General features: G+C 29.6%; 13 protein-coding genes. 3 read left to right on the plus strand and 10 right to left on the minus strand.

Features of this window, described 5'->3' with window-relative positions:
• Positions 1 to 58: 58 nt before the first annotated feature.
• The 4 genes from ispH to pheS are packed head-to-tail and all read right to left on the minus strand — an operon-like array spanning position 59 to position 5475.
• Positions 59 to 892, minus strand: a complete 834-nt coding sequence (gene ispH, locus AT682_RS04240) for a 4-hydroxy-3-methylbut-2-enyl diphosphate reductase (RefSeq protein WP_002857098.1) — start codon at positions 890 to 892, stop codon at positions 59 to 61.
• The gene (gene aroA, locus AT682_RS04245; protein WP_002883257.1) at positions 882 to 2168 is read right to left on the minus strand and encodes a 3-phosphoshikimate 1-carboxyvinyltransferase; all 1287 of its coding nucleotides are present in this window, start codon (positions 2166 to 2168) and stop codon (positions 882 to 884) included. The genes ispH and aroA overlap by 11 nt, the downstream gene beginning before the upstream one ends.
• Positions 2165 to 4486 carry a phenylalanine--tRNA ligase subunit beta gene (pheT, locus tag AT682_RS04250; RefSeq protein WP_002883256.1) on the minus strand — a complete coding sequence of 774 codons (2322 nt, stop codon included), beginning with the start codon at positions 4484 to 4486 and terminating at the stop codon, positions 2165 to 2167. The genes aroA and pheT overlap by 4 nt, the downstream gene beginning before the upstream one ends.
• The gene (pheS, locus tag AT682_RS04255; RefSeq protein WP_002883255.1) at positions 4483 to 5475 is read right to left on the minus strand and encodes a phenylalanine--tRNA ligase subunit alpha; all 993 of its coding nucleotides are present in this window, start codon (positions 5473 to 5475) and stop codon (positions 4483 to 4485) included. The genes pheT and pheS overlap by 4 nt, the downstream gene beginning before the upstream one ends.
• 122 nt (positions 5476 to 5597) lie before the next feature.
• On the opposite strand from pheS, the gene AT682_RS04260 reads away from it, so the two are divergent.
• Positions 5598 to 5963 carry a histidine triad nucleotide-binding protein gene (locus AT682_RS04260; protein ID WP_002857192.1) on the plus strand — a complete coding sequence of 122 codons (366 nt, stop codon included), beginning with the start codon at positions 5598 to 5600 and terminating at the stop codon, positions 5961 to 5963.
• 29 nt (positions 5964 to 5992) lie between these two features.
• Here the strand turns inward: AT682_RS04260 and thiJ are convergent, their stop codons facing one another.
• Both thiJ and AT682_RS04270 read right to left on the minus strand, forming a co-directional pair.
• Positions 5993 to 6562, minus strand: a complete 570-nt coding sequence (gene thiJ, locus AT682_RS04265) for a DJ-1 family glyoxalase III (protein WP_002852508.1) — start codon at positions 6560 to 6562, stop codon at positions 5993 to 5995.
• Positions 6555 to 6734 (minus strand): hypothetical protein, encoded by a 180-nt coding sequence (locus AT682_RS04270; RefSeq protein WP_011812746.1) that lies wholly within the window; start codon positions 6732 to 6734, stop codon positions 6555 to 6557. The genes thiJ and AT682_RS04270 overlap by 8 nt, the downstream gene beginning before the upstream one ends.
• Before the next feature lie 82 nt (positions 6735 to 6816).
• On the opposite strand from AT682_RS04270, the gene AT682_RS04275 reads away from it, so the two are divergent.
• Complete coding sequence (locus AT682_RS04275; RefSeq protein ID WP_002852595.1) at positions 6817 to 7560, plus strand: amino acid ABC transporter permease; 744 nt, start codon at positions 6817 to 6819, stop codon at positions 7558 to 7560.
• Positions 7553 to 8281 carry an amino acid ABC transporter ATP-binding protein gene (gene glnQ / locus AT682_RS04280; RefSeq protein WP_002883253.1) on the plus strand — a complete coding sequence of 243 codons (729 nt, stop codon included), beginning with the start codon at positions 7553 to 7555 and terminating at the stop codon, positions 8279 to 8281. Before AT682_RS04275 ends, glnQ begins: the two co-directional genes overlap by 8 nt.
• A 27-nt stretch (positions 8282 to 8308) precedes the next feature.
• On the opposite strand, the gene AT682_RS04285 is transcribed toward glnQ, so the two are convergent.
• The 4 genes from AT682_RS04285 to pgp2 form a co-directional block, all read right to left on the minus strand.
• A complete protein-coding gene (locus AT682_RS04285) occupies positions 8309 to 9775 on the minus strand; it encodes an alanine/glycine:cation symporter family protein (protein ID WP_002865337.1) in 1467 nt (488 codons plus the stop codon).
• Positions 9776 to 9878: 103 nt separating this feature from the next.
• Positions 9879 to 10346 carry a tRNA (cytidine(34)-2'-O)-methyltransferase gene (locus tag AT682_RS04290; RefSeq protein ID WP_002883252.1) on the minus strand — a complete coding sequence of 156 codons (468 nt, stop codon included), beginning with the start codon at positions 10344 to 10346 and terminating at the stop codon, positions 9879 to 9881.
• Positions 10347 to 10348: 2 nt separating this feature from the next.
• A complete protein-coding gene (gene alr, locus AT682_RS04295) occupies positions 10349 to 11335 on the minus strand; it encodes an alanine racemase (protein WP_002867456.1) in 987 nt (328 codons plus the stop codon).
• The gene (pgp2, locus tag AT682_RS04300) at positions 11336 to 12313 is read right to left on the minus strand and encodes a cell shape-determining L,D-carboxypeptidase Pgp2 (RefSeq protein WP_002883251.1); all 978 of its coding nucleotides are present in this window, start codon (positions 12311 to 12313) and stop codon (positions 11336 to 11338) included.
• Positions 12314 to 12325: the final 12 nt, after the last annotated feature.

Here is a 12325-nt window from a genome sequence, read left to right on the forward strand (position 1 = left end):
TTATTTTTGTTAATTTTTTTTAAATTTTTGACTTTTTTATTCTATTTAAAAACATTTTTTAATTAATTTTAAAATTTTCTATTTTGGCGATAACTTTTTGTATAATCCAATCAGGAGTACTAGCACCTGCACTAATGCCACAATGTTTTTTATCTAAAAACCATTCTTTTTTTAACTCTTCTTCGGTTTCAATTAGATAGCTATCTTCACAATTGGTTTTTGCAATCAAAAAAAGTTGTTTTGTATTGGCTGAGTTTTTACCCCCTACAACAACCATAACATCACTTTTAAGCGAGAGTTCTTTAATGGCATCTTGATTTTTAAAGGTTGCATCACATATAGTATTAAAAACCCTTACTTCTTTGGTTTTAAGTATTAAAAAATTTACTATCTCCATAAAATGCTCAGGCTTCTTAGTTGTTTGGCTTACTACAGCTATTTTATTAGGAAGTTTTATATTTTGAAGTTCTTTTTTATCCAAAACCACATAAGCTTTTGTACTTACATAACTTTTTACTCCTTTAACTTCGGGATGATTTTCATCTCCAAAAATAACAACTTCATAACCCTCCTTGCTCATTTGCTCGCAAATTTGTTGTGGTTTTGTAACAAAAGGACAAGTGGCATCAAAAATTTCTATATCTTTTTTTCTCAATTCTTCTAAATCTTGCTTTGTAATACCATGAGTTCTTATAATAGCCTTTTTTTCATTGCTTAAAGCTTGTATATTTTCCAAAGTTTTGACATTAAAATTTTTTTGTAAACGAGAAATTTCTTCGTTATTATGAATAAGAGGGCCTATAGTTGCGGCATCTTTTATTTGTTCTGCTTTTTTAATAGCTCTTTTAACACCAAAACAAAAACCATAGTTTTTTGCTAATTCAATAATCAATCCTAGCTCCTAAATTTGATAAAATCTCTATAAAATTTGGAAAAGAAGTTTTTATACAATCACTATCATCAATCTCAATTCCACAAAGCAAACCTAAAATAGCAAAACTCATAGCAATACGGTGATCTCCATAGCTTTTAATTTTTGAAGATTTTAGTTCGCATTCACCTTCTATTTCAAAACCATCATCAAGTTCTCTAGCTTCAACACCACAAAGCTTTAGATTTTCAACCATCACAGCAATCCTATCGCTTTCTTTAACGCGTAATTCTTTAGCATTTATTAAACTAGATTTACCCTTAGCCAAAGCAAAAGCTATAGCCAAAGCAGGTGCTTCATCTATCAACCAAGCGATATTATCTTTAACTTCTATGCCATTAAGCTTGCTAGACTCCACCCTGATCTCACCAATAGTTTCAAAATCATTTTGAGTTATTGTCATTTCAAGTTTGGCACCCATTTTTTGCAAAATTTTATACGCCTCTATACGAGTAGGATTAAGTAAAATATTTTTTAAAATAATTTGAGATTTAGGCAAAATAATAGCTGCTAAAGCAAAATAAAAAGCCGAAGAAGGATCATTAGGAATGATTATATTTTGAGCTTTTAAAGGTTTTTTTAAAGGACTTATTTCAAGACTTAAGCCATCATTACTAACCCTTATTGGAGCTTTCATAGCCTTTAACATGTTTTCACTATGATTTCGACTAAGAGAAATTTCACTAAAAGTGCATACATTATCAGCTCTAAAAGCAGATAAAATCATAGCTGTTTTAACTTGAGCCGAAGAAATTTCGCTTTTATAGTTAAAAGCTTTTAAATTTTGACCTTCTATGCAAAGTGGAGCTAAATTTGCCTCATTTCTTCCATAAATTCTAGCGCCTATTTGAGTAAGTGGTTTGCTTATCCTTCTCATAGGACGATTGTTTAAATACTTATCTCCACTTAAAACAAAAAAACCAGAAATTCCTGCTAAAAATCCTATCATCAAACGCATAGCAGTTCCTGAATTTCCACAGTCTAAAATACAATTTGGAGATAAAATTTCTTTAGGGGGTATAATTTTGACGCAAGAATCTTTTTGTTCAATTTTAGCTCCAAGATTTTTTATAATTTCAAGAGTGTTTAAAGTATCTTGAGCTAAGAGATAATTTTGAGCCTTATTTTCTTCTTGTGTTAAAAGCGAAAATATAGCAAAACGATGAGATATGCTTTTATCTGCTGCTATATTTTCAAGTATAGCATTTACAGGGGTTTGCAATTTGTAAATTTTCATCTTAAATCAAGACCCAAATTTTTAAGAGTATTTAAAATTTTATCCATACATTCATTTACTTGATTATCTTCTAGAGTTTTATTTATATCCCTAAAAGAAAAACTTATAGTAATGCTATAAAATTCTTTAAGGTTTTCATCACTATAAATATCAACTAAACGAAAATTTTCAAGTATTTCTAAATTCAATTCTTCGATACAATTTTTAATCTGATTGTATTCAAAACCTTTAGGTATTAACACACTAAGATCTCTAGTGATAGCTGGGAATTTGGAGTAAGGCTTAGCTATTTTAAAATCTTGCCTGATTAAATCTAAATCAAGTTCGCAAATATATGTTTTTGGTAAATCTCTCTCATTTTCTATTTTTAAATGCAAACGGCCTATAAAACCTACTTTAATATCTGATAGATAAATATCTGCTTGTTCATAAGGGCTTAAAATATTATATTTTGATGATTTTAGTTTAAAATCACCTATAATATTTTTAATGTCTAAAAGAAAATCATAAAATTGCACCGATTCAGGTTTTGCCTTGTTGGAAATTTTAGCTTCTTCTTTTAAGCCAGAATGGATAAATGCGATATGGTTTAATTCTTGATTATTAACATTGAAAACAGCCCCTAGTTCAAAAAGTTTAATAATTTTTTTAGAATTTTTTGCATTTAAACTTGCTGCATTTAACAAATGATTTAAAAGGGTTGTTCTTAAAGTATTAAGTTCTGCTGTAATTGGATTGATTAGTTTTAGTTTAACAGAGTCAAAACCCAATCTTTTAAGTTCTTCTTCATTATCCAAAACGTAATGTAAGCTTTCAAAATAACCACTAGCTACTGCTCTTTTTCTTAAATTTAAAAACTCAATATAATTTTTATATGCAGAATTTAAACGATTTTTTTCTATAAATTCTAAACCCTTGGAAGCAATATTATCAATACCTATAATTCTTACAACTTCCTCGCAAATATCTGATAAATTTTTAATATCAGGACGATGTAAAGGTGCTTTAACATTTATAAGCCCTTCACCTGAAAGTATAAGCTCAAAACCTAATTTCTTTAATATTTTTAATACTTCATCTTTATCAACATTTTGCCCTATTATATCGCCAATACTTTCAATACTTATTGGTATGATTGGTAATTCTTTGTCGGTTAAAATTTGTTGAGAAGAACTATAAATAACAAGATTTGGAATCTGCTCAAAAATACCAAGCAAAAAATCCATTCCTAAATTTAATTTAGGTTCACTTCCCCTAAAACTTCTATAAAGCATTTTTTCATCTTGATCTTTATGATATATTTTAGCATCTGCAATTACCAATGGATCGGTATAATTAGCCTCAATAATAATTATTTTAGAATCATCTTTACATCTACTTTCATTATTTTGGAAAATTCCGCTAAAGCTTAAAAGTTTATCTTTGCAAGATACTTTTGTTTCTCCATGCACTTGCTTGCTTAAATTAATGGTAAATTCTTCATCTTTTTCAGAAAAACTACTTAAATCATAAGCATTAAAAAGAACACCAGTTGAATGCGTTGCATAATTTAATAAATTTTCTATGGAATTTTTTCCCAAACCTTCAATTTGAGCAAGTCTTAAACTAAGTAATAAGTTTGTTTGAATTTCTTCTTTTAGCTCTATAGCTCGATAATTATAAAGTCCATTAAGTTCTTTCTCAGCTGCTAAGCGCAAAATTCTACCGATACCTAAAACATTTTCACTTTCTTTAAATGGTTTTGGTTCTTTTAAATTTAAATTTAAAGCTGCGGCTAAATCACGAGCTATACCATAAATACTTAAACAATCACCTCTATTAGGAGTAAGTTCTACTTCTATTAGCTCATCATTAAAAATTTCATAAGTATTTAAAGCTCTCCCAAGTTCTAATTTCCCTATGCTCTCATCTAAAAGCATAATTCCTTCATTGATTTTTTCAAAACCCAGTTCTAAACTAGAACAAAGCATACCACAAGAATCCACTCCTCGTAATTTTGCTTCTTTTATTTCCATACCGTTTGGCATGATAGCACCTTTAGTTGCAACAGCTACAAATTGTCCTGCATCAACATTCGCAGCACCGCAGACAATTTGCAAGGTTTCACTTCCGATATCAACTTGACAAATGCTTAATTTATCTGAATTTTCATGTTTAATTTTTTCCTTAACATAGCCTACAACAACTTTATCTGGAGCCTTTAAAGCGCCAACCCTATCAACTTCTATACCTATAGAGTTTAAAGTTTTAGCTATTTTATCTGAACTTATTTCTTCAAGTTCTAACCAATCATTCAACCAACTTTTAGTAATTATCATCTAAACTGCTCCAATAATCTCAAATCACCTTCAAATAAAGATCTTAAATCTGGAATTTGATGCAAAAGCATTGCAAAACGTTCTACTCCCAATCCAAAGGCATAACCACTTACATTTTCATAGCCAACAAAATTATAAACATTAGGATCAACTATTCCACATCCTAAAACTTCAAGCCAACCTGTATGTTTGCAAACTCTACAACCCTTTCCTTTGCAAAATACACAAGAAATATCAACTTCAGCAGAAGGTTCTGTAAATGGAAAAAAACTTGGACGAAAACGAACTTTCACATCCCCAAACATATAACGCAAAAAATCTTCCAATACACTTTTTAAATTTGCAAAGCTAACCTTTTGCCCTTCTTCCACCACAAGGCCTTCAACTTGATGAAACATAGGAGTATGCGTAATATCAAAATCTCTTCTAAATACAGCACCAGGGGCTATCATCCTAATAGGAGGTTTTTGTGCAAGCATTGTCCGTATTTGCACTGGCGAAGTTTGTGTTCTTAAAAGCCTTTTATCATCAAAATAAAAGGTATCTTGCATATCTCTTGCAGGGTGAGATTTAGGTAAATTTAACGCTTCAAAATTATGAAAGTCATCTTCTATTAAAGGCCCTTTTTCTATGCTAAAATTCAAAGCTATAAAATACTCTATGATTTTATCCATGGTGCTCATAACAGGATGCAAGGCACCTGTTGTAATACTTTCATCAAAATAGTTAAAATTTAAAGCATCTTGTTTCATTCTTTCTTCTAAAGCAAGATTTTCCAAATCTTTAAATTTGGCTAAATAAGCCTCATTAAATATTTCTTTTTGTGCATTTAATTTAGCAGCAAATTCTTTTTTCGCCCTATCTTCTAACTCTTTAAGCTTTGTAAAGCCTTCTGTTAAAATACCTTTTTTTCCAAGAACGGAAATCCTAATGGCTTCCAAATCATTTAAATTCTCACATTTTTGAATCTGTTCTATAAAATTTTGCAATTTTCTTACCTTAAATAAAATATTTCAAGTTCTAATTCTATTAAAAACTATTTTAAATTCAGCATAAAAACCAAACTTTAAAGATATAATTGTATCAAACCAACAGTAAAAAAGGATAAATAATGCAAGAAAAAACAATTTTTGAACTCATAGTTGAAGGTAAACTTCCATGCAATAAAGTGCTTGAAAGTGACGATTTTCTAGCATTTCATGATATTGCACCCAAAGCACCCATACATATACTTATAATCCCTAAAAAACATTTTAAAGACTTTCAAGAATTTGATCCTGAACTTATGGCCAAAATGACAAGTTTCATACAAGAATTAGCTGTTCTTTTAGGTGTAGATAAAAGTGGATATCGCTTGGTAACAAACTGTGGAAAAAATAGTGGACAAGAAGTTTTTCATTTGCATTTTCATATGCTTGGAGGTTTTGAACTGCCTAAGGAAAAAACAAAAAAAGAAAATCCTCAAGCTTTATTTTAGTTTAAATGGTAGAAAAACTACCATTTAAACTATTTTGTCAAAGGTAGCAACATTCCCTCATATAATTTTTGATAAATTTCATCACCGCATAACTTTTTAGCTAGTTCTAAACCAAAAAGAATTGCCGTAGCTGGACCTGCTGAAGTTATAACATTTTTATTTACAACTACAGCCTTGTTAACACGATTTCCATTAAGTCCAACTTCACAACTAGGATAACAAGCAAACTCGCCCTCTAAAACACCTGCTTCATTTAAAACTATAGGAGAAGCACAGATTGCGGCAACAATTTTATTTTTGCTATGAAGTTGTTTAATGATATTTAAAATAACATTTGAATTCTTAAGATTCATCATACCTTCAAAGCCACCCGCCAAAGCAATAGCATCTAAATTTTCTATATCAACATCCTCTATAGAACAATCTGCTTTTATACTAATGCTATTAGCACCTTTTACCAATAACTCACTGTTTAACGAAGCTATAACAACTTCCAAATCTGGATTTAATTCTTTTGCTCGTTTTAAAACATCCGCAATTCCTATAAATTCAGCTTCTTCAAAACCTTGAGCCAATGGAATTAATACTTTTTTACTCATTTTGTTCTCCTTTTTTATATTTTTTAAATCTTTCTTCTCTTTCTTTGTTTTTTTGCATCATTTGACGATTAAAACCTATGACCAAAACAATCATTAAAAACACAAAGATAACTATTAGAATGAAATCTAAAATTTCCATAAATACAACCTTATTTTTGGGAAATTCTAACACATTTTTTTAAATCTTTAGAGAAAATTCAAAGATATTTCTATAAAATCTTTTTTTAAATAATTTCTCTGAAAAGGTTTACAAATTGAATCAGAAAAATATAAGAATTTTTGTTTTTTTTGTTATTATTATTTTATGGGGCTATTTTTCTTTCCCAATAGAAATATTAAAAATTCAAGATCCTAGTGGAGTTGTAAGCTATGGCTATACAGAAAATGCAAAAGCTTATTTAAAAAGTTATCTTATTACACTTTTATTAACTGCTTGCGCTGTTATTATCGGAGTGATTATTGGTTTTAGTTTAGCTATTTTACACTTCTCTAAATTTAAAACGCTTAATTTTATTATAGATGAATATATAGACATTATACGAGGAACACCAGTAATTTTACAATTGATGATTTTTGCTTTTGTAATTTTTACTTTTATAGATAACCTTTATGCAGCCATTCTTGCACTAGGACTTAATAGCTCGGCTTATATAGCAGAAATTGTAAGAAGCGGCATTAATAGTGTAGATAAGGGACAAATGGAAGCTGCAAGAGCAATGGGACTTGATTACAAAACTTCAATGAAAGAAATTATTCTTCCACAGGCTACTAAAAACATTCTACCTGCATTAGCTAATGAATTTATTTCTTTATTTAAGGAAACTTCTGTTGTAGGATTTATTAGTGTTATTGATATTACCATGCAAAGTCAAAGCTTGCAAGCCGTACTTTACAATCCAAAACCTATTATTTTCACTGGACTTGTTTATTATGTAAGTGTAAAAATTTTTAGCTATTTTGCAAAAAAACTTGAACTTAGGATGAATAAAAATGATTGAAGTTAAAAATTTACAAAAAAAATATGGAGAATTAGAAGTTTTAAAAAATATTAACACTACAATCTCAAAAGGCGATGTAATAGCTATCATAGGTCCAAGTGGAGGCGGAAAAAGTACATTTTTACGCTGCATCAATCGCTTAGAACTAGCTGATAGCGGGGAAATTTTAATCAATAAGCAAAACATACTTGATAAAGAAATTGATATTAATAAGATCAGGCAAAAAGTTAGCATGGTATTTCAGCATTTTAATCTTTTTGCTAATAAAAATGTTATGGAAAATTTATGTTTAACACCCATTAAAACAGAAATTTTAAGTCAAGAAGAAGCCATAAAAAAAGCAAAAATACTTCTTGCTAAGGTGGGTTTAGCAGACAAAGAAAATATAATGCCCCATAAGCTCTCTGGCGGACAAAAACAACGCATAGCTATTGCTAGAAGCTTGATGATGAATCCTGATGTTATTTTATTTGATGAGCCTACTTCAGCTCTAGATCCTGAAATGATAGGCGAGGTTCTAAGCATTATGAAAGATGTTGCAAAAGAAGGTTTAACTATGCTTGTAGTAACTCATGAAATGGGCTTTGCTAGAAATGTTGCCAATCGTATATTTTTTATGGATAAAGGAAAAATTGCTGTTGATGCAAGCCCTAAAGAAGTATTTGAAAATCCTAGCAATGAAAGATTGAGAGAATTTTTAAACAAGGTTTTAAATCATTAATTCATAAGCCATTAAGGCTTATGAATTTTAATCCCAACATTCAGCGTTTTTAATTCCAAGTTTACTAGCATTAAATTTAGGATCTATACCAGATTTTTGTTGCGTATTAAAATCTTTTAAAACTTTATTTACTATACCACCTAAAAGCAATAAAGATATAATATTTGTCGTTGCCATGAAAGCCATAGTCAAATCAGCCAAATTCCAAGCAAGTTTTAAATTCATTTGCGAGCCTATAAAAATCATAGCCACAGCTGTAATTCTAAACAAATTCATTACAAATTTGGAATTTGTTAAATATTTAACATTAGCTTGAGCATAATAATAATTTCCTATTAAAGAAGTTATTGCAAAAAGAACAATAGCTATAGTAATAAAATGGATTCCAAAGCTACCATAATACTCACGCATAGCTTCTTGAACTAAAGGCATTCCACCATCAATTTTACTTTCTCCAAGTCCTAAATATGCCATAGAAAAAAGAACTAAAAATCCAGAACTTGTACAAACAACAACATCAATTAAAACTGAAAAGGCTTGTATAACACCTTGTTTAGCTGGATGACTTGTCAAAGCTGCTGCAGCTGCATTAGGTGCCGAGCCCATACCTGCTTCATTTGAAAAAAGTCCTCTTTTAATCCCTATAACTAAAGCAGAACCAGCAAAACCACCAAAAATCGCTTTAAAATCAAAAGCACTTTGTAAAATCATATGAACCACAGAAGGAATTTTATCAAAATTCATTAAAACAGCAATCACAGCAAGTAAAACATAAGCTAAAGCCATAAAAGGAACAATTAAAGAACTAATTTTACCTATTTTAGTATGGTGAGAAAAAAACATCCATGCACCAAAAATAGTTAAAACAATACCAATAATCATTGGCCAAGAACTTGATGCAAAATCTACAGCAGCATTTGGATTAAACATATCATAATAAACTTTAAAAGACGAAGTCATTGTTTGACTTTGAAGTCCGTTAAATCCATAAGCATAAGTAATAATAAGAATAAAAGCAAAAAAAGCTCCAAAAAAATGTGAGCCTAAGGCTTTTTTTATATAATAAGCTGGCCCACCTTTAAATCCACCTGTATCATCTTTTGATTTGTAAACTTGAGCTAAGGTACTTTCAGCAAATGCTGAGGCACCACCAAAAAATGCCATAACCCACATCCAAAATAAAGCACCAGCTCCACCTGTGGCCAATGCCAAAGAAATTCCAGCGATATTTCCTATACCAACTCTAGAAGCAGTTGAGATCATCAATGCTTGAAAAGGTGAAATATGTTCTTTAGTGTGTCCTTCGTTTTTTTCTGTAAGAATTTTAAATACAGAACTCAACATACGAAACTGAACAAAGCGAGTTAAAAAACTATAATAAAGCCCACAAACAATAAGTAAAACCACCATAATAATGTCTGTATTTGGGACAATCTTATTAGCTATAATATCAGACGCTTTATTGGCAAAATCTAGCATAATATCTAAATTCATCCAAACTCCTCAAAAAATAATCTAAATTTTACTTTAACATAATTTTTATAAAAAGGACTTTATGATTTTATTTGTTTTAAGTTATTGTGTAAATTTGAAACTTTTAAGAAACAAAATTGCTAAAATTTTGTCTTAAAGCTTCATAAGAGATTATACCAACGCTTGTAGCTAAATTTAAACTTCTTCCATAAGATTTCATAGGTATAGTTATAGCATTTTCCCAATTTAATTGCATTAATTCCATAGGTAAGCCATAACTCTCACTTCCAAAGAATAAGAAATCATTTTTTTGAAATTCTGCATCAAAATAAGCTTTTTGACTCTTAGTTGTTGCGAAAAAAAAGCGATTTTTATAAATAATATTTTCATTTAAAAATTCTTCAAGATTCTCCCAAATAATAGGCTCTAATTTATCCCAGTAATCAAGCCCTGCTCTTCTAACAGCCTTTTGAGAAATATCAAAAACAGTTGGTTTAACGATATGAAGTTTAAAACCGGCATTAAAACACATTCTACCTATACTACCTGTATTTTGTGGTATTCTAGGGTGAACTAAAACTATATTAAACATATTTATACTAGAACTCTTTGAATATTAGGATTTAATTTTACTAAAATTTCATAGTTAATAGTATGAAAAAAATCAGCCCAAATATCAGCATCTTTAAACACGCAAATTTCCTCACCAGAATTTTCACAAGAAAAACTATCCATTGACATCTTTCCAAGCATTACTTTTCCATTTCCAAGCACTAACTCCCCTTTTCCATTGTATCGGAAAAGACCATCAGCATAACCCAAATCATAAGTCGCTACTTCCATATCCTTTGCAGCAGTAAAAATGCCTCCATATCCTATACTCTGTCCTTTTTGTAAAATCCTTTGACTTAATCTATGAGCATACAAGCTTAAAACTCTTTTTAAATTTGAATCCCCATATCCAAATTGAACAAGCCCAACTCTACAATATTCATCTTCGGGAATTTTCCCTCTAAATAATGCTGCAGAATTATGCGAATGAAATAATAAATTTGAAAAATATTTTTTTACTATCTTTTTAGCTTTTTGAAAATTTTCTTTTTGAACAAAAAAACTTCCATCCATTTCATCTGCACTAGCAAAATGTGTAAACATTCCAGTAAGTTTTAAATCACTACTTTGAATAAGATCTATAGCATGCTCTAAATTTTCTACACAAATTCCATTGCGATGCATGCCTGTATCTATTTTTAGATGTATTTTTATATCTTGCTTGTATTTTTTTGCTTGGGAAATATCATTTAAAGCATAAATAAATCGAGAATTTTCATTACCATGAGGACGATGTGATAGTATTAATATATTCTCAAAAAATTCTTCGATTTCTTGAGCTTCTTCTTCACTCTTAACAGCAACAAAAGAAACTCCTAAATTTTTGGCTAATGGAGCTAAAAGCTTAGCTCCATGTCCATATGCATTATCTTTAAAAACGCAAATTAATCTTTGAAAACTCCCTATTTTTTTAGCAATATGTCTTAAATTATATTCATAAGCTTTTTGATCAATTTTTATTAAAGACATTTATTGCTCTGCTAAAATTTTCATTTTACCTTTACTATCTATCTTAACGTATAAAATTTTATCGCCTCTAAACTGATAGTTTTTAGTGTAATAATCCTCATAAAATGAAATTCTATACATAGTTTCATTTTCTAAATTTGGATAAGGGCTGATATTAATATCTGAAAATTTAATCTTTTTATCTTCTTTACGAGAAAAAATAGATTTTTTCATGGAAGCAAACTGTTCAAATTTCATTTTATCAAAACGTTTAAATTCTTGCTCATCATAAAAACTTAAATAAGTATTAGTATTACTATTTGTCCAAGCTAGTTTCCATGTAAAAAGATCAGCCAATAAACTAGCTATTTGATCCTTTTTAGCTCTAATTTTTTCTTTTTCTTCTGTCATAACAAAAACTTTTTTATCTTGTACAACTTGTGCAAATTTCTCCAAATTATTGTTAAATAAAGCAATACATCCTCTTGTTTTAAATTCATCAAGTCTAGAACCATCTAAAGGATAGCCATGGATCCAAATACCACCACCTGTTTTTCCTTGTACTTTATCAAGTAAATTTGGATAAGTTGTAGCAAAAGCAAAGGGACCATAATAAGGATCACCTGGATTAAACTTACGGCCTAACTCATAAAAACCTACTGGCGTTTTCAAATCTCCTTCTATTTTTTTATCGCCCATTAATCCAGTTATTATTTCTTTTTGTTCAAAATCTTTTCTTATTTTTCCATCCTCGTAAGAATAAACACGGAGAATTTTATCTGTTTTATTTGTAAGTACGATAGCAACATTATCATCATAGTATCCAAGTGAAATATTTTTATCTCCTATTTCACTTAACCAAAAATCCTTTTGAGTTAATTCTTTTTCAATCGCTACACCAACAGCATCTAACCCTTGATTAAGATAAATTTTAACAAGATCTGAGGCATGTAACATCAATGAAGAAAGTGTAATTAATAAAGCAAGTCGTTTTAACAATGTTTTTCCTTA

The sequence above is a fragment of the Campylobacter jejuni genome (assembly GCF_001457695.1).
GTDB lineage: Bacteria > Campylobacterota > Campylobacteria > Campylobacterales > Campylobacteraceae > Campylobacter_D > Campylobacter_D jejuni.